14 protein-coding genes are annotated in these 23,099 nt (G+C 43.6%); 12 read left to right on the forward strand and 2 right to left on the reverse strand.

The window, feature by feature from the left end; all coding sequences use genetic code 11:
• From prc to Q4Q46_RS11275, 12 genes are all read left to right on the forward strand, one after another.
• Complete coding sequence (gene prc / locus Q4Q46_RS11220; RefSeq protein WP_311905972.1) at positions 1 to 2,046, forward strand: carboxy terminal-processing peptidase; 2,046 nt, start codon at positions 1 to 3, stop codon at positions 2,044 to 2,046.
• 84 nt (positions 2,047 to 2,130) lie between these two features.
• On the forward strand, positions 2,131 to 4,680 hold the full coding sequence (gene pepN / locus Q4Q46_RS11225) for an aminopeptidase N (RefSeq protein WP_311905973.1): 2,550 nt from the start codon (positions 2,131 to 2,133) through the stop codon (positions 4,678 to 4,680).
• 43 nt (positions 4,681 to 4,723) lie between these two features.
• Positions 4,724 to 4,939, forward strand: coding sequence for a DUF2835 domain-containing protein (locus Q4Q46_RS11230; protein ID WP_006086278.1), 216 nt, complete (start codon positions 4,724 to 4,726; stop codon positions 4,937 to 4,939).
• Between the two features lie 338 nt (positions 4,940 to 5,277).
• Positions 5,278 to 7,320, forward strand: coding sequence for a DUF1302 domain-containing protein (locus Q4Q46_RS11235; protein ID WP_006086279.1), 2,043 nt, complete (start codon positions 5,278 to 5,280; stop codon positions 7,318 to 7,320).
• A gap of 13 nt (positions 7,321 to 7,333) precedes the next feature.
• Complete coding sequence (locus tag Q4Q46_RS11240) at positions 7,334 to 8,698, forward strand: DUF1329 domain-containing protein (RefSeq protein ID WP_006081906.1); 1,365 nt, start codon at positions 7,334 to 7,336, stop codon at positions 8,696 to 8,698.
• 54 nt (positions 8,699 to 8,752) lie between these two features.
• Complete coding sequence (locus tag Q4Q46_RS11245) at positions 8,753 to 9,769, forward strand: YCF48-related protein (protein ID WP_006081905.1); 1,017 nt, start codon at positions 8,753 to 8,755, stop codon at positions 9,767 to 9,769.
• Positions 9,770 to 9,801: 32 nt separating this feature from the next.
• Positions 9,802 to 12,117 (forward strand): efflux RND transporter permease subunit, encoded by a 2,316-nt coding sequence (locus Q4Q46_RS11250; RefSeq protein ID WP_006081904.1) that lies wholly within the window; start codon positions 9,802 to 9,804, stop codon positions 12,115 to 12,117.
• Positions 12,118 to 12,381: 264 nt separating this feature from the next.
• On the forward strand, positions 12,382 to 17,226 hold the full coding sequence (locus Q4Q46_RS11255) for an NAD-glutamate dehydrogenase (RefSeq protein WP_311905974.1): 4,845 nt from the start codon (positions 12,382 to 12,384) through the stop codon (positions 17,224 to 17,226).
• A gap of 63 nt (positions 17,227 to 17,289) precedes the next feature.
• Complete coding sequence (gene pyrD / locus Q4Q46_RS11260; protein ID WP_311905975.1) at positions 17,290 to 18,309, forward strand: quinone-dependent dihydroorotate dehydrogenase; 1,020 nt, start codon at positions 17,290 to 17,292, stop codon at positions 18,307 to 18,309.
• Between the two features lie 200 nt (positions 18,310 to 18,509).
• A complete protein-coding gene (locus Q4Q46_RS11265) occupies positions 18,510 to 19,043 on the forward strand; it encodes a cell division protein ZapC (RefSeq protein ID WP_006081901.1) in 534 nt (177 codons plus the stop codon).
• 596 nt (positions 19,044 to 19,639) lie between these two features.
• Positions 19,640 to 21,283, forward strand: coding sequence for an AAA family ATPase (locus Q4Q46_RS11270; protein ID WP_311905976.1), 1,644 nt, complete (start codon positions 19,640 to 19,642; stop codon positions 21,281 to 21,283).
• Positions 21,280 to 22,371, forward strand: a complete 1,092-nt coding sequence (locus tag Q4Q46_RS11275; RefSeq protein WP_311905977.1) for a hypothetical protein — start codon at positions 21,280 to 21,282, stop codon at positions 22,369 to 22,371. Before Q4Q46_RS11270 ends, Q4Q46_RS11275 begins: the two co-directional genes overlap by 4 nt.
• Before the next feature lie 144 nt (positions 22,372 to 22,515).
• Here Q4Q46_RS11275 and Q4Q46_RS11280 read toward each other — a convergent pair whose 3' ends face one another.
• Together Q4Q46_RS11280 and Q4Q46_RS11285 are read right to left on the reverse strand one after the other, a co-directional pair.
• Positions 22,516 to 22,851 carry a YdbL family probable chaperone protein gene (locus Q4Q46_RS11280; protein WP_259562897.1) on the reverse strand — a complete coding sequence of 112 codons (336 nt, stop codon included), beginning with the start codon at positions 22,849 to 22,851 and terminating at the stop codon, positions 22,516 to 22,518.
• A gap of 24 nt (positions 22,852 to 22,875) precedes the next feature.
• A complete protein-coding gene (locus Q4Q46_RS11285) occupies positions 22,876 to 23,094 on the reverse strand; it encodes a YnbE family lipoprotein (protein ID WP_006081898.1) in 219 nt (72 codons plus the stop codon).
• Positions 23,095 to 23,099 lie beyond the last annotated feature (5 nt).

Genomic DNA, 23,099 nt, shown 5'->3' on the forward strand with positions numbered 1-23,099 from the left:
ATGCGAAAACTCACTTTGGCTACCTCGATCGCCACTGTTTTTGTCGGATTCTCGGCTTGGGCCGTACCACCCACGATTCAAATCAGCGAGTTACCCACTCTCCAGCAGGAAGCGCAACATAAGGTCGCGAGCAAAAGGGTAACGGACTTATACACTCGTTCGCACTATCATAGATTTAATCTTGATGATGCCTTTTCTACGCAAATTTTTGACCGTTATCTACAGCAGTTAGACTATCGCCGCAATGTGTTAACCCAAGCGGATGTCGATAGTTTTAAACCTTATGCTACCCAATTCGATGACATGCTCAGTTCTGGTGAACTTGAGCCTGCCTATAAAATGTTTGATATCGTCCAAAAGCGTCGTTATGAAGGCTTTGTCTATGCTTTATCCCTACTGGATAAAGAGATGGACTTCTCCGCCCCTGGCGATGCCTATGAGTACGACCGTGACGATGCGGCATGGCCAAAAGATCAATCCGAGATCAACGAGTTATGGCGTCAACGTGTTAAATACGATGCGCTAAATCTAAAACTCACAGGTAAAAAATGGCCTGAGATTGTTGAGATCCTGCAAAAGCGTTACAACAACGCCATCAAACGTTTGACTCAAACCAACAGTGAAGACGTGTTCCAAGGCGTGATGAATGCCTTCTCACGCAGCATTGAGCCGCATACGAGTTACCTGTCACCACGCAATGCTGAACGTTTCCAAATGGAAATGAATTTAAGCCTTGAAGGGATTGGTGCTCAACTGCAACTTGAAGACGATTACACTGTTATTAAAAGCTTAATTGCTGGCGGCCCTGCGGCTGGCAGCGAAAAACTGTCGCCGGAAGACAAGATTGTCGGCGTCGGTCAAGAAGGCGGTGAAATTGTTGATGTGATCGGCTGGCGTTTAGACGACGTGGTTGATCTGATAAAGGGGCCTAAGGGCAGTAAAGTCGTACTGCAAATTTTACCGAAGAAAGGCGGTTCGAATGCTAAGCCATTCGACGTTACCTTAGTACGCGATAAAATTCGTCTTGAAGACAGAGCGGCAACCTCTAAGGTGATTGAACCTAAAGACGGCGAGTACGCTAATCGCAAAGTCGGCGTGATCCATATTCCTGGTTTCTACATGAACCTGTCACAGGACGTTGAAAAAGAGCTAGTGAAGTTAAACGAAGCCAAAGTTGAAGGCATAGTCATCGACCTTAGAGGTAACGGTGGTGGTGCATTAACAGAAGCCGTGTTGCTGACGGGACTCTTTATCGATATGGGCCCTGTGGTGCAAATTCGTGATGCTGATGGCCGTGTGTCTGCGCACCGTGATAACGATGGCAAAACCAGTTATGCGGGCCCGTTGACTGTGATGGTTGACCGTTACAGTGCTTCAGCCTCTGAGATTTTTGCTGCCGCATTGCAAGATTATGACCGCGCGCTGATTGTTGGTGAATCTAGCTTTGGTAAAGGTACAGTGCAGCAGCATAAGAGCTTAGGCCGTATCTACGACATGTATGAAAAGCCAATTGGTCATGTGCAATACACGATTCAAAAGTTCTATCGGATCAATGGCGGCAGCACTCAGCTTAAAGGTGTGACACCAAACATTGCTTACCCAAGTGCGTTAGAGCCAGGTGAGTACGGCGAAGCTGAAGAGAAAAATGCCTTGCCTTGGGATAAAGTGCCAATGGCACAATATGGCACGCTCAATGATGTGACGCCTGAGTTAGTGACTAGCCTTGAGGCCAAGCACCTTAACCGCATCAAAAGCAGTGTAGAGTTTGCTTATATCAATCAAGATATTGCCGACTTTAAAAAGCACCACAAAGAGAAGACAGTTTCTCTGGTTGAAAGTGAGCGCATTGCCTCCCGCGAAGCCGATGAGAAGAAAGTCCTCGATAGAACGAACGAGCGCCGAGTCGCCAATGGTTTAGCATCGGTTAAATCCATGGAAGACATTAAAGACGACGCCGAATTGCCAGACGCATTTTTAGATGAAACGGCTTATATCACTTTAGATATGGCTGATGCGCAAAAACTGGCTAAAACTAGTGCTAAGTAGGCGCTAGTCGAGTCGATTTATCCAATATCAAAACGCGCTTATGGCGCGTTTTTTCTTATTTAGATCAGCGTTAAAGGGATCGAAATGACACAAGCTCAAGCAAAATACTTAAAAGATTATCAAGCGCCACTCTTCACGATAGACACGATCGACTTAGCCTTTAATCTGGCGGGCAATGAGACTCATGTGGAGGCGATAAGTCGGGTAAAACGCGCTTCTAAGCATGCCCAAGCTTTAGTATTGGATGGCGAAGACTTAACTGTCGTCTCGTTGACGGTTGACGGTGAAGCAGTGCCTTACCATGTTAGCGCGGGTCAATTAGTCTTAGAAACGGCGCTTGATGAGTTTGAGCTGAACATCGTCACTAAGCTCGAACCCGAGGCCAATTCGAGCCTTGAAGGCCTGTATATGTCCGATGGTGCCTACTGCACGCAATGTGAGGCTGAGGGCTTTAGACGGATCACTTATTTCCTCGACCGTCCCGATGTATTAGCCAAATATACTGTGCGCATCGAAGCCGATAGAGCCGCATTCCCGTTTTTACTGAGTAACGGGAATTTGATTGATCAAGGCGAATTAGAGGGCGGTCGCCATTATGTTTGCTGGCAAGATCCGTTTCCAAAACCGGCTTACTTGTTTGCCTTAGTCGCTGGCGATTTTGATCTGTTGCAAGATGAGTTCATTACCCGCAGTCGCCGTAAAGTGATCCTGCAAGTGTTCGTCGATAAAGGTAATTTACATAAAGCACACCATGCGATGGCATCGCTGAAAAAATCCATGGCATGGGATGAGAGTCGTTTTGACCTCGAGTACGATTTAGATATTTACATGATAGTTGCCGTCGACTTTTTCAATATGGGAGCGATGGAAAACAAAGGCTTAAATATCTTCAACACTAAATATGTGCTTGCAGATACGTTAACGGCTACCGACGAGGATTATCACGGTATTGAATCGGTGGTAGGCCATGAGTATTTCCATAATTGGACCGGAAACCGCGTGACGTGCCGTGATTGGTTCCAGCTAAGTTTAAAAGAAGGCTTAACGGTTTTTCGCGATCAAGAATTCAGCTCCGATTTAGGCTCACGCGCTGTGAATCGAATTCACGCAATCAAAGTGATCAAGAATCAGCAATTTGCCGAAGATTCTGGCCCAATGTCCCATCCCATTCGTCCAGAATCTGTGATTGAGATGAATAATTTCTATACAGTCACTGTGTATAACAAGGGCGCTGAAGTGATCCGCATGATGCACACTTTGCTCGGCGAAGAAAAGTTTCAAGCGGGGATGAAACTGTATTTTAATCGCCACGATGGCCAAGCGGTCACCTGCGATGATTTTGTGGCGGCAATGGAAGATGCCAGTGGCGTGGATTTAACCCAATTCCGTTTATGGTATAGCCAAGCGGGCACGCCGATTGTGACTGCGATGGACAGTTTCGATGCGCTAACGGGCATTTACCAATTAACCCTTAAACAAAGTTTAGCGAACTGTGCATCACCCTTGCATATCCCGTTTAGCATCGAACTCTTAGATGCCAAGGGCCACTCTTTAGTGAATGAAGTTCTCGACTTTACTCAGGCTGAACAAGTGTTTAGTTTTGAGGGATTAAGTCATAAACCGGTGGTTTCGTTACTACAAAACTTCTCCTCGCCCGTTAAATTGCAATATCGATTCAATGTGGATCAACTGGTTCACTTGATGCGTTTTGCTAGCAGCGAAGTGGCGCGCTGGGAAGCCTCAGTGACCTTAGTGAGCCAAGCGATTTGGCAGAATGTTGCGAGTTTACAGCAGCAACAAGCCATGACACTCGATCCCCGCGTGCGCGATAGTTTTAAAGGCGTGTTGTTAGACACTGAACTTGACCCAGCATTGATTGCCGAAATCTTAGCCATACCTACGGCATCTGCTTTGATTGAGCAAACTGACAGCGTTGATCTCGATGCGTTAGCCTTAGCCCGTGAATTTGTGTTAACAGAGCTTGCTTCACACTCTGAAGATGAATTGATCGCGCTCTATCGCTCTTTGGTATCAGTCGATAGCACGCAGGCAAGAGCGCTTAAAAATCAGTGTTTAACTTGGTTAGCACGGGTGTCGGATGAGGCAGAAGCGTTAGTGATTGCTCAGTTTGATAAAGCCAGCAATATGACTGATTCCCTCGGCGCACTGACTGCGGCGAACGTGGGTGATTTGCCTTGTCGCGATGAGTTGATGACCGCATTTGAGTTGCGTTGGCAGGACACGCCATTGGTAATGGATAAATGGTTTATGTTGCAAGCGACTCGTAATGCGCAAGATGTGATTGAATGTCTGCGTCAATTACAGCAGCACAAGCGTTTTAGTATGAGTAATCCAAACCGAGTGCGCGCGTTAGTGGGCAGTTTTGCGGCGGGGAATATTTACCAATTCCACCGTCAAGACGGTAAGGGTTATGCTTTCTTAACCGAATGCTTAATGACCCTTAATAAGCTCAATCCGCAGGTCGCGGCACGCATGGTGACGCCATTGATCCAGTTCAATAAATTCGACTTAGGCCGTCAAACCTTAATAAAAGCCTGTTTAGGGCAACTTTTGGCTTTACCTGACTTATCTAAGGATATGTACGAAAAAGTCTCTAAGGCATTGGCAAAATAGCGGTTTGTAGGAGGAGGGCGGCAATCGATGCCGCCCTTATATTATGGAATTGTATTTCAAACTAACGATCAGCTATCGAGATTTCTTACCCTACTATCAAGGGCTTGCTGATAAAATTGAGGTCCGCGAAACGCAAGGACGTATTTTGTGGATTAATGGCCGTCATTTCAGACGTTTTTTAACCGAAAATGGCATTCAAGGCTATTTCAAATTGGTTTTAGATGACAAGGGACAATTTGTTTCATTAAATCGAGTCTAGTCTGAATTTGTTTATTTGCGCTTAGAGTAATTACTTTAAACGGTCGGCTGATTATCAGGCTCGGTTTGTGATATTTATTTTTTAAATATGTTAATGAATTATATGATTTTTTGATATCTTTTTCCGCTTCATTTCTATCCTGCTTTTCTCTAATTTAAATCCCACCTTTTCAACTGCTGGCACAAATGTGTCTACATGCTTAATTCTTTAGAAAATTTTCTCTAACTGCGCCTTGCCCAAGGGGATTAATTGCTGTAACAATGATGTTACCTGTGAGCTAACAAGATGTTGGTTGTAATTCCTAAAACAAAGAATCCAGCAGGGTACGGAGAGCTAAAATGAAAATTGTTAAAAATAGTTTTAACAAATCGGCGCTTGCTTTGGGGGTGGCGTCGGCATTGAGTTTGTTAATGATCCCAAGCGTTAATGCAATATCTTTTGATTGGGGAGAGGTTGAGGGGACATTTGACTCAACTTGGACTGCTGGTGCGAGCTGGCGTGTTGGCGCGCGCGATTGGGAAGGTCAAATTGGTAAGGTGAATCAACCCCAATTCGATTGGTCTAATTACAGCGCATTTGGCAATACAAAATATACTTCAGCTGAGATTTGGGCCCAGCCCGGGTCGTATTCCAGTAACAATGACTTAAGTAACTTACTTTATTCTCAAGGCGATACTACGTCTGAGATCGTCAAAGGTTTGCATGAATTATCGTTGAAATACAAAAACTACGGTTTGTTCGCCCGCGGTATGTATTTTTATGATCGTAAACTGAACGATGGCAATTATGACTACAACGATCCGATCACGGGTAAAGAATTTGACCCTTGCGAAGATAGCCGCGCTTCAGAAGTACAATGTAAAGATATCCGTTTATTAGATGCGTTTGTCTATGCCAACTTCGATTTGAATGAGGGTGCGAATCCATTATCTATTCGTGTTGGTAATCAAGTGGTGTCATGGGGTGAAAGTACACTGATTGCCCATGGGATCAGTGAAATTAACGCCGTGGATTTGAACATTCTTAACGCACCTGGTGCTGAGTTAAAAGAAGCGTTTAGACCGCAAGGTATGGTGTGGGCATCCCTTGGCCTGACAGATTCGCTAACGGTTGAAGCATTCTATCAATATGATTGGCAACCTATTTGGGTCCCAACTCCGGGCTCCATTTTTGCGACTAACGATTTTGCTGGTTTTGGGGGGTATGCTCAAAACGCTCAGCTTGGGTTTAACGCTAACCCTGACATCAACTTAGATTTTGTGATGCAAGAATATGAGCGTTTAGCGGGCATGATCGCCAGCGGCCAATCTATTCCGACGCAGCAATTGGTTTCTATGGCTTTAGCCTACCCAACGAAAGTGACCCTAGTGCAGGATGAAGAAGAACCAAGCAATGATGGCCAATACGGTATCAAGCTGGGTTATTACGCGCCTGAGCTAGGTGAAACGGAATTTGGTTTCTATTTCATGAATTACCATAGTCGTCGTCCACTTATCAGTGGTACTGCTGCCGACTTTAGCACGGGTGCATTGTTATCTGATTTGGCGACGGTAGGCCAAAACTCGGGCAACATCAACCGTGAATTGCTGCTTAGTCTGAAGAGCTTCTCTAAGGCGCAAATCGTCTATCCAGAGGATATTAAACTCTACGGTTTCAGCTTCAACACCTTGATTGGTGATACGTCTGTCGCGGGTGAGATTGCCCATCGTCAAGATGAGCCACTGCAGATTGATGACGTTGAATTGCTGTTCGCCGGTATGCCACAACAGTTAGCCAATGCGGGGCTTCGTCCCGATCTTGATGGTATTTCACAGATTAAAGACGTTCAACCGGGTGAAACCGTCGATGGCTTTATTCGCGTGGATACCACACAGGCGCAGATGACTTTCACCCATCTATTTGGCCCAACCTTAGGTTTAGATAACTTAACTATGTTGGCCGAGGTTGGCGGTGTGTGGATCCACGATATGCCAGGTTTCGATGAGTTACGTCTCAATGGTCCCGGTACGTCACGTTCTGGCGGCAACCCAGATATGCCTGGCATCATTCAAGCCTTGCACAATGGTCCTGAAACTAACCCGTTCCCAACTGACTTTGCTTGGGGCTACCGTTTAGTGGCAAAAGCGGATTTCAACAACGTCTTTGCTGGGGTCAATATGTCGCCACGGGTCATTTTCTCCCATGACGTTGACGGTATTACTCCGGATCCTATGTTCCTGTTCACGGAAGGACGCAAGTCTGTCGCGCTAGGCGTTAACTTCGACTATCAAAACCGTTGGGGTGCAGATATCTCCTATAACAATTTCTTTGGCGGTGTCGGTACGACGAATGCGATGGCAGATCGTGATTATGTTTCATTCAATATCAAGTATTCGATCTAAAAGGACTCAAACAATGAAGAAACTGACGATATTGGCGAGTGCAGTGATGTTCGCACTCGTAGCGCCAGTCGCTATGGCTAAGGTATCAGAGGCTGACGCGGCTAAACTTGGCAATGAGCTCACCCCTTTAGGTGCTGAAAAAGCAGGTAATGCTGACGGTTCTATTCCTGCTTGGGATGGTGGTATCACTAAGCCTGTAGCGGGTTATACCAAAGGGATGCATCACCCAGATCCTTTCCCTGAGGATAAGATTGAATTCACCATTACCAATGCTAACAAAGCGCAATATAAAGACTTTTTAACGCCGGGTCAGATGAAGTTGTTCGAACTTTATCCTGATACTTACAAGATGAATGTGTATAAGACTCGCCGTAGCGCATCAGTGCCGCAGTTTGTCTATGATGCGACCAAAGCTAACGCGACACGTGCAGAATTGATTGCACAGGGCAATGGTATTTCTGGCGCTGCTATTGGTATTCCATTCCCGATCCCAGCAAATGGGTTAGAAGCGATTTGGAACCACATTTTGCGTTTTCGCGGGGTCGATATCGAGACTTCCCGTAGCCAAGCTGCACCAACGGCCGATGGTAGCTATAGCTTAGTGGAAACCTCAGAGGAAATTCGCTTCGAATATTCTCGTCCAGAAATGACCTTAGATCTGCTTAAAGCCAGCAATACGTTGTTCTACTTTAAGCAAGTGGTGACTCAACCAGCCCGTTTAGCGGGAACTGCGTTATTGGTGAAAGAGACCATGGATCAAGAGGCGTTGCCACGTCAAGCTTGGACCTATAACACAGGACAACGTCGTGTCCGTAAAGCGCCAAACGTCGCTTTCGATACACCGGGTACAGTGTCTGACGGTCTGCGTACGACGGATGATTTCGACATGTTTAACGGCTCTCCAGTGCGTTATAACTGGGAACTGGTTGGCAAGAAAGAAATTTACATTCCGTACAACGATTACAAACTGCACTCAGACAAGCTGAAATATGACCAAATCTTAAAACCTGGGCATGTTAATCCTGAGTATGTTCGTTGGGAAAAACACCGCGTATGGCAAGTGAAGGCGACGTTGAAAGACGGTATGCGCCACATTTACAAAGTGCGCGATATGTACCTTGACGAAGATTCATGGCAAGTGTCGATAGCCGATCTCTACGATAACCGTGATCAGCTGTATCGTGTGGCTGTTGCACATGGCTTGAACTACTACGAAGTGCCAACTCAATGGGACACGCTGGAAGTCTTCCATGATTTGCAATCCCGTCGTTATCTCGCCATGGGTTTAGACAACCAAAGTGGTATGTATAACTTCGATGCCAAACTGACTGAAGCTAACTTTACCCCCGATGCATTGCGTCGCGAAGGTATCCGTTAATACGCCACAAATAAAGGGGCGCTCTGCGCCCCTCATTAGTTTAAGGAAGTTTGTATGTCGTTTCGCATCCTTCAGTGTGTTGCTGCATTAAGTTTCGGTGGCGCTTTTTTCCCTTCTACGTTATCTGCAACCCCCTCTGATCCGATTTTTTCTCAAATTCAACCACTTGCGGCTTCATCCCTGATTTTAGATATTGCCAACGTGGGCAAAGGGTTAGTGGCTGTGGGTGAACGCGGTCATGTTCTGGTTTATGACGGCAGTTGGCATCAAGTGGCGACACCCGTGAGCTCGCAGCTGACCAAAGTGTTTTTCCTTAATGACAAACTCGGCTGGGCCGTGGGCCATGATGCGACCATTTTACATACTCAGGATGGCGGTCAAACTTGGCAGCAGCAGATGCATTCGCCCGAGATTGAAAAGCCATTCCTTGATGTGGTCTTTTTAGATGAAAACAAGGGGTTCGCCATTGGGGCTTACGGTTTGTTTTATCGTACTAATGATGGTGGTGCCCATTGGAGCGACGAGTTCCATGAGGAGCTGTTAGCCGAAGAAGATGTGTCCTATTTAGCGGAGTTGAAAGGCAGCGATCAATCAGCCTATGTGAGCGCACGCGCTTCATTATTGCCGCACTTTAATCGTATTTTAACCTTGACTGACGGACGTTTATTACTGGTCGGCGAGTTAGGTCTAGTGGCCGTTTCAAGCGATCAAGGCCAAACGTTTGCGCGTACCAGTTTTGATTACGATGGCTCTATGTTTAATGCCATTGAAACGAGAGATGCCGTGTATGTGATGGGCCTTCGCGGTCATATATTCAAAGCTGACGTGAGTTTAAGCCAGTGGAATGAAATCGAACTTCCAGTGCAATCTTCAATCAATGGGGCGATGTCAGTATCGGACGATGCGGTTTATCTCGTGGGCAATGCAGGGATAGTGATTAAGCTCAATGGGGATGATACCAGCAGTATTGTCACTCGTCGCCAAGGGGAAAACTTAGTCTCTATTGCGAAGGATAATCAAGGGAATATGTGGTTATCCGGCAGCCAAGGGCTGTTTATTCTTAAGCCATAAAATTTTAAAACTACAATAACAGGGCCGAGAAGATGTTAGAAAAACTGGTCAACGGATTTGAGTCATTTTTATTTCGCAATCGTGCGTGGGTCGTCGGCATTTTTGTGTTTTTGACGTTGTTTTTAGGCTTTCAAGCCAGTCAACTCAAAATGGATGCGGCCTTCATCAAAAATATTCCACTGCATCACAGTTATATGCAGACCTACCTGAAACACCAAAAAGATTTTGGTGGCGCCAACAGCATCATGGTGGCGGTGGAAGACACCAGCGGCAATATTTTTAATGCGAACTATTTTGATACCTTAAAAAATGTGCACGATCAGCTGTTTTTTATACCTGGGGTTGATCGCGCGCAGGTGAAATCGATTTTTTCGCCTTCCACTCGTTTTACCGAAGTCGTTGAAGATGGTTTTGCTGGCGGGCCCGTTATTCCTGCGGATTTTTCGACCTCAGTATCTGGGCTCGAAACCGTGCGCGATAATATTGAAAAAGCGGGCATCGTTGGCCGATTAATTGCCAACGATTACAGTGCGGCCATGGTGTCGGCGCAGTTAATGGACTTTGACCCACAAACAGGTAAACCCTTAGATACCATTGCCTTTGCGGCGCAGCTCGAAAATGAGCTTAGGGGCAAGTTTGAAACTGACAAGGTTAAAATTCACATCATAGGTTTCGCCAAAATGGCCGGGGATGTGGCCGATGGTGCTAAGGGTGTATTACTGTTCTTTGTGATCGCAATTTTAATCACCGCCGTCATGGTTTACCTCTTCTCTAAATCGATCATTCTGACCGTTTTACCCCTCGTCTGCAGTTTAACCGCTGTGGTTTGGCAGCTTGGTTTATTGACTGTGATTGGTTTTGGTCTTGATCCCATGTCGATTCTGGTGCCGTTTTTGGTATTTGCCATCGGGGTCAGCCACGGGGTGCAGATGATCAACGCGGTAAGGCGCCGCGTGATGGACGGACAAACCACCAAAGCGGCGGCGGCTTCGGCATTTCGCAGTTTATTAGTACCGGGCGGTGTCGCGTTACTGTCTGATACTGTTGGTTTTATTACCCTGTTGTCGATTGATATCGGAATTATTCGCGAGCTTGCGATTTCGGCGTCACTCGGTGTGGGCGTGATCATTTTCACTAACCTTATCCTGTTGCCTTTGGTGATTTCTTTTACCGAAATCAAAGTCAATAAAACCGCAGAGCCGACGGCTGAAGAAGTCCGCACTGAAGCGATTTGGCGTTTCTTAGCACGTTTCGCGACGCCTAAATACGCTGTGGTGGTGATTATTGCCACTGTGGTGTTGTATTTTGCCGGTCTGCAACAAGCCAATCAGATGAAGATTGGTGACTTACAGGGCGGGGCGCCAGCGTTACACCAAGATTCGCGCTATAACCTCGATACCTTCTTCATCACAGATCATTTCTCCATCACTACCGACGTGATGACTGTGATTGTTGAGGCGGCGCCCGAGGCTTGTACTTACCACGATGTGCTGACTCAAATTGATGAGTTTGAATGGTTAGTGCGTAATACGCCTGGGGTCGAGTCGACTGTGAGTCTGGCGTCGGTTGCTAAAAAAGTGAACGCAGGCTTTAACGAAGGTAATCCAAGGTGGGAAGTGCTGCCGCGCACGACCGCGAGTTTAGTGCAGGCCATTGGCCAAATTCCGACGACCTCTGGTTTGTTAAATGGCGATTGTTCTGTCATGCCTGTGTATTTGTTTATGAAAGATCATAAGGCAGAAACCATAGAAACTGTGGTCGCTAAGGTGAAAGCCGTCGCCGCGAAAATGGATAACGACAAGCTGCAGTTTAAACTGGCATCGGGTCCTGTAGGCGTGATGGCTGCGACCAACGAAGCGGTAGCTGAAGCGCAATTACCTATGATGTTATACGTCTATGGTGCCGTGTTTGTACTCTGTTTAATCAGCTTTAAATCCTTAAAAGCGACTGTGGCTGTGATTATCCCGCTGTATGTAGTGTCGACATTGGCGCAAGCCTTGATGACGCAACTGGATATTGGCTTAGCAGTCAGTACCTTACCTGTTATTGCGCTGGGTGTCGGTATCGGTGTGGATTACGGTATTTATATCCTCTCGACTATGTCGTCTAAGCTCTCGAACGGTATGCCAGTGCAACAGGCATACTATGAGGCGTTGGTCGAACGGGGCAGTGCGGTGATCTTTACTGGCCTCACATTGGCGATTGGTGTCAGTACTTGGTTCTTCTCGGCACTTAAATTCCAAATGGACATGGGAATATTGTTAACATTCATGTTTGTGGTAAATATGCTCGGTGCCATAATTATCCTTCCTGCATTGGCCGCCGTTTTCTGGCGCCAACCTAAGTAGGGTCTACGAATGGGGAGCTTAGCTCCCCATTTGTTTTTGAATACTTAGTCTGCTTTATCGATTGTTTGGTCATTTGTCATTCATTGTTTACGCGAATACTGGATTTCAAGAGGATGTACCACTAAAATTTTCCTCGAAATACAGCGGTTTTAGTAATAAACTTCGCGCGATGATCCAGATCACATTAATTTATCTGAGATCGTTAAGCCGAAGCATCCAAATAATGAAAAAAGCGCTGCCATAGACGCTTAAGGAAACAGCAACATGGCCTTGAAAGATGCAATGCCTTCAGTACTACTTGAAAATGTAGTCAGTTTAATTCACGCTAAAGTCCCTAATTCACAAGCCAAGCAAGTTGAACAGTTCGCCACCTGCCTTTATGCCCACATGTCGAAAGACGATCTCAATGCGCGTAATGACAGTGATTTATACGGTGCGGTTCTCAGTTTATGGAACGCCCTGAACAAAACGCCAAAAGGTAACACTCACCTACGAGTGTTCAACCCTAGCCAGGCCAAACACGGCTGGCAATCTACCCACTCGATCATTGAAGTTATCCAACCTGACATGCCATTCTTGGTAGATTCAGTTGGTATGGCATTGAATCGTATGGGTATTACTGCTCACATGATGTTACACACTCCGCTGGCCATTGAGCGTTCAGATAGCGGTGTGACTAATGTCACTTATCTTAATCAGAGCCCAGAAAGTACTGAACATGTCGCCGTATTCTTGATTGAAATTGACCGCCAAAGCAGCACTGTCGATATCAAAGCATTAGAGCGCGAAATTCAGTCTGTGCTTGCCGATGTTGCTTCATCAGTTAACGACTGGGAAGCCATGTCGGCCAAGTTGAGTGATACGATTAAAGAATTGCCAAAACGTCCGTTCCCGGGCGATAAGCAAGAGTTAGAAGAAGCGATTAACTTCCTAACTTACTTGAATAATCATCACTTTACGCTGTTAGGTTACCGCCAATACGATTTGAATCGTGTCGAAGGTGACGTTGAACTCGTGCCTAATATCGCCTCTAGTTTAGGTTTGATGAACAAGCACACTAAAGCGCAACCTGAGCAAGGTTTGTTATTATCTAGCTTCTCCGATAGCGCCCGCAAAGAAGCCTTAGATCACAGCTTACTGATCCTCACTAAGAGCAGTGCTAAGAGCCGTGTACATCGCCCAGCTTATGTCGATTATATCGGTATCAAGCGTTTCGATAAGAAAGGCAATGTGGTTGGTGAAGATAGATTTATCGGTTTGTATGCGTCAAACGTGTATAACCGCAGCCCACGTGAAATCCCACTGCTGAACGAAAAAGTCCAGCGTGTGTTAGACCGTTCAGGCTTAACCCCACGTTCACACGACTATAAAGCCCTGCTAAACATTCTTGAGAATTTACCTCGTGACGAGCTAATTCAAGCCAATGTTGATGATTTAGCGCACACGGCACATGGCGTGTTGGAAATGCAAGACAGAGACAAGCTAAAACTCTTTGTGCGCAAAGATGGCTTTGGCCGTTTCTTATCCTGTTTAGTGTACGTGTCTAAGGATCGTTACAACACTAAACTTCGCCAAGATACCCAACGTATTCTGGCGCAGCATTTCAATAGTAAAGAAGATGTAGAGTTTACGACTTATTTCTCCGAGTCGACGCTAGCCCGCACTCACTACATAGTCAAAGTTGATAACAATAATATGGATGTAGATGTGGCTGCCATAGAGAACAACTTAATAGAAGCGGCACGTTCGTGGGAAGATAAGTTAAGCACTGCGCTTAACAGTGCACTTGGTGAAGAAGCCGGCACTCATCTGACTAAGCGTTATTTCAACGCGTTTGAGCAAAGCTATAAAGAAGACGTATTGCCAAGCTCTGCCGTCGTTGACATGCAACAGCTCGAAGCGCTGGATGACGAACACAAGCTCGGCATGTTGTTCTATCAACCGCAGGAAGCGGCGCTGAACGACAATAAAGTGCGTTTAAAGCTATTCCATAAAGATGAGCCAATTCATCTTTCTGATGTGCTGCCAATGCTGGAAAACTTTGGTCTGCGGGTGATCAACGAGCGTCCCTATGAAGTCACGACCTCAGACGGTTCTACCTTCTGGATCTTAGACTTCTTGATGACTGTCAAAGTGGTTAACACAGACAACATCGCCGATAGCCAAGACAGATTCCAAACCGCACTGTCACAAGTGTGGCAAAAGAAGTTAGAAGATGACGGTTTCAACCGCATTATTCTAGCGTCTGGCTTAACGGGCCGTGAAGTCTCGGTATTGCGCGCGTATGCTAAATACATGCGTCAAATCGATGCGACATTCAGTCAGTCTTATATCGAAGAAACCTTCGGTCGTTACCCACAAATTGCTGATTTGTTGGTGAAGATGTTTATCCGTAAGTTCAATCCAAAACTCAAGACCCGTACGCTGGGCAAGTTTATGGAACAAATCAATTTACGTTTAGACGAAGTGTCTAGCTTAGATGATGACCGTATTATTCGTCGTTATTTAGACCTGATTAACGCTACTCTGCGTACCAACTTCTACCAACAGGATGCTAAAGGCGAATCTAAGAGTTATATCTCGTTTAAATTCATGCCTTCACTGATCCCTGAAATGCCACGCCCACTGCCGAAATTCGAAATCTTCGTTTATTCGCCTCGGGTTGAAGGTGTGCATTTACGTTACGGTAAAGTGGCCCGTGGTGGTCTGCGTTGGTCAGATCGTCGTGAAGACTTCCGTACTGAAGTATTAGGTCTGGTAAAAGCACAGCAAGTGAAAAACACTGTGATCGTGCCTGTGGGTGCTAAAGGTGGCTTTGTTTGTAAACAATTGCCAACCGAAGGCGGCCGTGAAGCTTTCTTCACTGAAGGTCAAGAATGCTACCGCATCTTTATCCGTGCCTTGCTCGATATTACCGATAACATTTTGAACGGTGAAATCGTCCACCCATTGGATGTGGTTCGTCACGATGAAGATGACCCATATCTTGTGGTTGCAGCCGATAAAGGCACAGCGACATTCTCTGATATCGCAAACTCGATTTCTCTCGAATATAACTTCTGGCTCGGTGATGCATTCGCATCGGGTGGCAGTAACGGTTATGACCATAAGAAAATGGGTATCACGGCTAAAGGCGGCTGGGAATCGGTTAAGCGTCATTTCCGCGAAGTCGGTATTGATTGCCAAACCACAGACTTTACCTGTTTAGGTATAGGTGACATGGCGGGCGACGTATTCGGTAACGGTATGTTGTTGTCTAAGCACACTAAACTGGTTGCAGCCTTTAACCACATGCATATCTTTATCGATCCAAATCCGGATACGGCATTAAGTTATGATGAACGGGCGCGTTTATTCGCTCTGCCACGTTCAAGCTGGGAAGATTACAACAGCAAGTTGATTTCTAAAGGTGGCGGTATTTTCCTACGTTCATCTAAATCTATTCCGTTATCGGCAGAAATTAAGCAAATGTTGGCCACAGAGAAAACCTCTATGACCCCAACTGAGCTGATGAAAGAACTGCTGAAAATGCCAGTTGATTTGATCTGGAACGGTGGTATCGGTACCTATGTGAAATCTGCACGCGAAACCCATGCTGAAGTCGGCGATCGCGCCAACGATGCATTGCGTGTCAACGGTGGCGAACTGCGCGCTAAGATAGTCGGCGAGGGCGGTAACTTAGGTTGTACTCAGTTAGGTCGTATTGAATATGCGTCTAACGGCGGCCGTATCAACACTGACTTCGTGGATAACGTGGGTGGTGTGGACTGTTCAGATAACGAAGTGAACATCAAGATTTTGCTGAACGCTATGGTGACTGAAGGTGAACTGACGCTTAAGCAGCGTAACCGTTTACTGGAAGAAATGACTGAAGAAGTCGGCCACATCGTACTGCAAGACTGTAAAGATCAAACGCGTACTATCTCTGTGACTCAAGTGCGTGGTGCTGAGCAGTTAAAAGAGCAGATCCGCTTTATCCAGTATCTGGAAAAAGAAGGCAAGTTAGACAGAGCCTTAGAGTTCTTACCGTCTGACGACGAATTGGCTGAGCGTTTAGCCAGTGGTCGTGCGTTAACACGTCCTGAGCTATCAGTACTGGTTGCCTATGCGAAGATGGTGCTGAAAGAGCAATTAGTGACGCCAGAAATCACTGAAGATACGCTGTTAAGCCAATTGCTTATCGCCTATTTCCCGAAAAAACTTCAGGAAAAATACAGCGACAAAATGGCAACCCATCCACTGCGTGGCGAAATCATTGCGACCTCACTCGCCAATGAACTCGTTAACGACATGGGCTTGAATTTTGTTCAACGTATGCAAGATGAGACAGGTGCCTCAGTTGCTGACGCGGCAATTTGCTACACTATGGCCCGCGAAGTATTTGGTTTAGCTGAATTAACTAAATCGATCACTGACTTAAACGGCATAGTTCCTGCTGTGGTTCAAGGTGAAATGCTGCATCAGTTACGCCGCAATATGCGTCGTGCTAGCCGCTGGTTCCTCCGTCACCGTAACCGCACTGGTAGCATCGAACAGACAGTTGCCTTCTTCAAACCTGTATTTGAACAAATTAAAGATAATGTTCATTTATATCTGGTTGAAGAAGAAGCTAAAGGTATCCAATCTGAGATCAATGCTTTGGTCAAAGAAAACGTACCACAAGCTGTGGCAACCATTGTGGCTAACATGAGCACCTTGTTCTCTGCCTTAGACATTGCCCAAATTGCCCAAACAGAAGATAAGACAGTTGCGCTAGTGGCTGAAACTTACTTCAAACTCGGCGCCCGCGTTGAGCTGCACTGGTTCTTAGAACAGATCAGCGCTCAACCTGTGGCTAACCATTGGCAAGCACTGGCTCGTGCCGCCTTTAGGGAAGAGTTGGATTGGCAACAACGTGCATTAAGTTCAGTGGTACTAAGAACCTGCAGTGCAACCTGTGATGCCGAAAGCGTGATTTCTCAGTGGATTGAGATCAATCAAGGCTTATTGGAAAGATGGTTCCACATGCTAGCTGACTTCAAAACGTCGCAAAGCCATGAGTTTGCTAAGTTCTCTGTCGCCCTACGTGAACTTAACCTTCTGATCCTTCACTGCGAAGGCCAAAAGTAAACTTATTATAACAATCAGAAGCCCTGGCGATCGCCGGGGCTTTTTTTAGGTCGAGGAAAGTACATGTTTTATAAAATCGCACAGAAAGTCATGTTTCAGATGGATCCTGAGCGAGCTCACCATCTTGCTATAGGCAGTCTAAAAATGACCGCCAATAGCCCGTTAACGTGTCTGTACGGACAAACGATTGCACCGGCTCCCGTGAGCGTTATGGGACTGACTTTTCCTAACCCAGTGGGACTCGCTGCGGGTATGGACAAGGACGGCGAATCGATTGATGCCTTTCATGCGATGGGATTTGGTCATGTTGAAGTGGGCACTGTGACCCCAAGACCACAACCTGGTAATGATTTACCCCGCCTATTTAGATTAAAGCCTGCTAAAGGCATTATTAATCGCATGGGGTTTAATAATAAAGGTGTCGATAATCTGGTCAAAAATTTGATCGCTAAAAAGACCGACATTATGGTTGGTGTCAATATTGGTAAAAATAAAGACACCCCAGTAGAACAAGGTAAAGACGATTATTTGATCTGTATGGATAAAGTTTATCTCCATGCAGCTTATATTGCGGTTAATATTTCATCACCCAATACCCCAGGATTGCGATCGCTACAATATGGCGATCTATTAGATGAGTTATTGAGCGCAATTAAAACTAAGCAACTTGAGCTGGCCGAAAAGCATAAAAAATACGTGCCCATCGCGCTTAAAATTGCTCCAGATTTAACCATCGAAGAAATTGAAAATATCGCAGAGGCGCTGATTAAAAACAAATTTGATGGCGCAATTGCGACTAATACTACTTTAACGCGTGATGGTGTTAGCGGTCTTGCCAACGCCAATGAAAGCGGCGGCTTAAGCGGTAAACCCTTAACTGAGCTGTCTACTAAAGTGATCAAGCAGTTAGCGATATGCTTGAAAGGGCAGATCCCGATCATAGGTGTGGGCGGCATCAATAGTGCCGAAGATGCCTTAGCCAAATTTGATGCGGGCGCCGTTATGGTGCAGATTTATTCGGGTTTTATTTATCAAGGTCCGAAGTTAATTAAAGAAATAGTGAATGCATACCGCTTAAAATAATGATCTTAAGATCAAGATAACGATCTAAAATAAGATCTTATTCTTTAACAGCGATCTAAAAGGATCCTTAGATCGCTGTTAAGATCCTATATTAGATCGACTAAGTAACTGTTAAATAATTTGTATTTTATTATTTTTATTTTGATATTGGATAAAATATCTACTATTATGTCCCAGTGTTCAAATATTGGGTCACCGTTATGTTATTAATGCCACAAAAAGATTGGCAATGGAAATATAACGATTCGTATGGTGTTTTAGGCGTATCGTTAGGTTCCGAGATTGAATTTCTGACGTCTTATAAAGCAAAATTACTCATTCCTGATGCCTTATCAAGCATGGAATTTAATATTGCGCACGCCAAATTCTATATGAGCTTACTCGATAGATTACCTAAAACCCTGTCTTTGTCCGATGCTGCAATTGTGCAAATTGCCCTCAATGCCACCGCTGCCCATTTTATGCTGACGCCGCAAATGCCTAAATCATGGTTTTTTGATACCAGTGATGTCTGTGTTTATAGCGATGTGGGTAAAGTCTTTGAGCTTAAATGCCAAAAGCAAAGAGTGCTCGCCCTCGTGGTTGAAAATACCCTACAGTCCGCGCTAGTGATGTTATTGTCACCCGAGTGTGTTTTGTCGGGCGCGAAAACTATGGTGCAGTTTGAAACCATCAAAGTGATGCATAATCGCTTACACCCACTGCGTGCACAGCGCCATGTGGTTGCGGCATAGCTCATCATTGGTTTTTGTAACCACTTGCCGATAATTCGTGAGTCTTAGTTTTCTCTATTTGGCCCTGCTTTTAGTATTAAACTCACTACGCAGTCTGGTTTGCCATGGTATTCACTCGTCGACTCGCAGCGAGTCCGTCCTTGGATGCTCGACCGCCCCGTCCATGGGCGGACGGTCGTCTCGCCAATCACCATGGCACACCTTTCAGGCATTTGCGTAGTGGTAGGTTCAAAGGTGAGAGTTTGCATTTGGCATAATTTTCCCTGATTTTGTAGTGTTGCTTGTAGCTCTCTAAAAAGTAAAGAAGAGTTGTGGATGCCAGATCATTTTCTGTGATTGCTAGCTTGGTATCCATTTTCCGACTCACGCAATTTATAACTTAATCGTTGTTCTAATGATTCTTGAATGAACTTTTATTTAAACATTCAATTTTGTGACATCCAATACAGATAATTATATTCAGTATATGGGTGGTCCATTGCCTAGCATAAGCAAAAATCATGCTAAAAATATGCTGTTACAACACGCTAATCATTGATTTAAATACCATTAAATGACTACAATAAATGACATTTACTATTGTATGAAGTGGTATCATGGAAAGCATAAAAGTTGAAGGATTAAGAAGTCTTAAAAATAGTGGTTTTGTTGATATTAAGCCATTAACTTTACTCCTTGGTGAAAACAGTTCAGGTAAAAGTACTTTCCTAAGGACTTTTCCACTTCTAAGGCAAAGTACTGAATCACATACAAGAGGTCCTATATTATGGTATGGATCGTATGTTGATTTCGGTTCATTTGATGATGCTCTTTCAAATTACTCCGATGATAAGTCAATTAGTTTCTCTTTTAAAATTAAATCTCAATCTATTTTAAGTGTAACGCCAAAAAGAGTTACTAGTAAAGCAGGTATTTTATCAGGGGATATTGAGGCTACGCTTAAAGTTGTTAATGATGGTAGAAATGGTCAAACTCGCGTACGTTCAGTTCAAATTAAACATAATGAAAATGAAATTGAAATAATTTATGGTAAAGGTGATAAGTTAATTAGTGTCATCAGTAATGGGATTAATTTAACTGATTATTTTGGTTCGGTAATTGTTGCGCAAGAAAAGTCAAGATTCTCTTTATTTACTCATATTAAGTTTCCAAGTGGCAGCTCTACTTATGCAGGATTTAATGATTATGATAATCCTAATGTAAAAGAACTAATTAATAACTGTGTCGCAGAATATGCTCATGGTAAAAGTAATTTAGCTGATCTTACACAAAGAATGCTTAGACAACAAACTATGTCACTGAGTGATTTTGTTGAAAAGTTTTCAGGTATTTCTCCAACACATACTTGGAAAAAAAAGACATCATCTTTACATCAGGAATCCAGTAATATTAGGCAAATTCATGCTGCTATTTTTTCATCTAGAGTTGCTTGGTATTGCTTGATTCTTAATGTGTACATTACTGGTGAGTTTAAAAATTTAAATTATATTGCACCATTGAGAGCAACTGCTGAAAGATATTACCGTAATCAAGATCTTAGTGTTAATGAAGTGGATTTTCAGGGTAAAAATCTTGCTATGTTTATTTTTAATTTGAGTGATACAAAGAAGAAGGAATATAAGCAATGGTTATCAGTTAATTTCGGGTTTTCAATCGATGTAATATCAGATGGAGGTCATCTTTCGCTAAGAATTACATATGAAAATTCCGAACAATCATTTAATATAACTGATATGGGTTTTGGGTTTTCTCAAATATTACCTATTATTACTCAGTTGTGGTTTACTAGTATTAAAGATACAAATACAACACATGATATAAATAAAGTTTTCCACAACACTAAGTACTTGGTAATTGAGCAGCCAGAGTTACATTTACATCCAAGGCTACAAGCGAAAATTGTTGATGTTTTTATAAAGATGATCAATCTTTTGAAGTCTGATATCAATGGTATAAACTTGAAGATTATAATTGAGACACACAGTGAAACTATAATAAATCAAATAGGTCATAGAATTAGGCAGGTACCAATTAGTATTGATGAGATATTAGATGGATACAATGAATCAAATAAAACATCTAAAATTTTAAGTACAATAGATAAAGAGGATGTTTCTATTGTTATCTTTGATAAAGCAAATGCTAGCAAGCCCACAAGTGTTACATTTTCTAGTTATGACTCTGAAGGTAATTTAAGAGATTGGCCATGGGGTTTTTTTGATCCGGAGTTTGACATATGATCATAGAAATTTGTGACTCTTTGGCTTTGGATTTACAAAACCTTACAGATGAGGAACATGGTGCACTTATTGGTTTGGCACTTTCACGATCTAGAGGTTATAATTTTATACTTGCCAGCAAAAGTTTACTACATGCTCTAATTTCGTTGAATGATATAGGTGCATTGGCTATTTCTACATATAGAAAAGTATATTCTGATCAAGTTCAATGGAAGAATTTATTGAGTTCATTTAACTTTAGAGTAAGAGTTGTTAGCTCCGGCCAGCAAGTTTCTATTCATTCAGAAGGAAGTGTCGAGATTCTTCAAATACCATTAAAGGATATTCTTTTTTATAAATTAGATGATAGAGCATCACTGATTGCTGAGAATTTAACTGATATCGAGTTTTACGTTAGAATATCAAAATCATATTTAGATTATAGAAAAGTAGTTATTGGATTATGTTATAATGAAGTTAATGGTGGTGGGCATACAACCAAAGACGTTGTAAGTAGCCATTTTAAGAATAATAATGGTGTTTCATTATGCATATTGGATAGTGATTTTAAAACTCCTTGGTGTGAATATGGCGACACAGCTAAAGGTGTTATTGATATTATACCAAACTTCCCATTTGCGCGTTATATTACGACAAAGTCAAGAGAGGCGAAAAATATTATACCAACTATAATTCTTGATTTTTTTGCGAGTGAAAATAAGTTAATTAGGCAGAGTGTTAGTAAAATAAAGCAATTAATTGATGATCATGAGCGTAATCCTGTAAAATTTATTGACTTTAAAAAAGGTATGCGGCTTAAAACTATTAAAACAAGCTGTCAAGATACTAATAAATTTTGGAGTGATTCATTTATAAAGGCTGGTTTGTTAAAGGCTTGCAATCAATCTAATGATTGCCAAACAATTAAAACATGTAAATGTTCATTAATTGATGGTTTAGGTACTGATTTATTGAAGTGTGCAGTTAAATATCTTGAAAAAGAGAAATTTGACTTTAATGATATTGATGAATATTTAAAGTCTGAATGGATTTTTTTATGTGAATCGATAATCCCCTACATCGTTTCTCCTCCAAGAAAAGCAAGCTAAAGACTTCAGTTCTAGAAGAGTAAAATATTCGGATATCATGTTACGTCACTTGTTTAATCGTACAAATAAAAACGCCTGCTATTGCAGGCGTTTTGTTTATGTCTATTCGTTTTACTTTTATGCGCTAGAGTCTTAAATAGCGGACTACTTTTTAATCCATTTGCCTTTGGCATCTTGTACATAGTTGCCTTTATCTGTGGCGGCTATGGCTTTTTCGCCGGCGAGTTTAGCGACGTCGGCGGGGGAGAGTTTGTTCTTCTTGGCAATGGTTTCGTAGTGGGCGCGACGTTTGTTATTTACGTCGTCCATTACGGCTTTGGCTTCGGGATTGGCTTGCACTAATCCTAAGTAGCCGTTGGCTTGTTCGCCTAAATAGCCCTGTGATTTAGCGTCTTGAAGTGACATGGCAAAGGCGCTTAGGCTTAAGAAGCTGAGGGTTAATAGCAATAATAACTTTGTTTTTAGTCGGATTGATTTCATGGTGATTCCTCAATTCTTAATCAATTAGAACAGCTTATCGTCTGACAGGAGTTGATCTAATTCCTTATCCACTTTGATCCGTATCTCATGTTCAATTTTCACATTGAGATTGATAACGATAGGTTTATCCGGCGGTTCTATTTTTACTGTGGGCGCACAGCCCTGCAATGCGGCGAGTGCGAACAATGCGACAAGCGCACTGCGGGCACCTAGGCTAACTTGCTGTAATTGAATTATCTTCACTGAGG

Source organism: Shewanella vaxholmensis (assembly GCF_031932135.1).
Classification (GTDB): Bacteria; Pseudomonadota; Gammaproteobacteria; order Enterobacterales; family Shewanellaceae; genus Shewanella; species Shewanella hafniensis.

Bases quoted from the DNA above. Each gene is read 5' to 3' on its own strand.
- Q4Q46_RS11270 (WP_311905976.1), top strand. From the start codon at position 19,640: ATGGAAAGCATAAAAGTTGAAGGATTAAGAAGTCTTAAAAATAGTGGT.
- Q4Q46_RS11230 (WP_006086278.1), top strand. From the start codon at position 4,724: ATGGAATTGTATTTCAAACTAACGATCAGCTATCGAGATTTCTTACCC.
- Q4Q46_RS11275 (WP_311905977.1), top strand. From the start codon at position 21,280: ATGATCATAGAAATTTGTGACTCTTTGGCTTTGGATTTACAAAACCTT.
- prc (WP_311905972.1), top strand. From the start codon at position 1: ATGCGAAAACTCACTTTGGCTACCTCGATCGCCACTGTTTTTGTCGGA.
- Q4Q46_RS11255 (WP_311905974.1), top strand. From the start codon at position 12,382: ATGGCCTTGAAAGATGCAATGCCTTCAGTACTACTTGAAAATGTAGTC.
- pyrD (WP_311905975.1), top strand. From the start codon at position 17,290: ATGTTTTATAAAATCGCACAGAAAGTCATGTTTCAGATGGATCCTGAG.
- Q4Q46_RS11240 (WP_006081906.1), top strand. From the start codon at position 7,334: ATGAAGAAACTGACGATATTGGCGAGTGCAGTGATGTTCGCACTCGTA.
- Q4Q46_RS11280 (WP_259562897.1), bottom strand. From the start codon at position 22,851: ATGAAATCAATCCGACTAAAAACAAAGTTATTATTGCTATTAACCCTC.
- Q4Q46_RS11245 (WP_006081905.1), top strand. From the start codon at position 8,753: ATGTCGTTTCGCATCCTTCAGTGTGTTGCTGCATTAAGTTTCGGTGGC.
- Q4Q46_RS11265 (WP_006081901.1), top strand. From the start codon at position 18,510: ATGTTATTAATGCCACAAAAAGATTGGCAATGGAAATATAACGATTCG.
- Q4Q46_RS11235 (WP_006086279.1), top strand. From the start codon at position 5,278: ATGAAAATTGTTAAAAATAGTTTTAACAAATCGGCGCTTGCTTTGGGG.
- pepN (WP_311905973.1), top strand. From the start codon at position 2,131: ATGACACAAGCTCAAGCAAAATACTTAAAAGATTATCAAGCGCCACTC.
- Q4Q46_RS11250 (WP_006081904.1), top strand. From the start codon at position 9,802: ATGTTAGAAAAACTGGTCAACGGATTTGAGTCATTTTTATTTCGCAAT.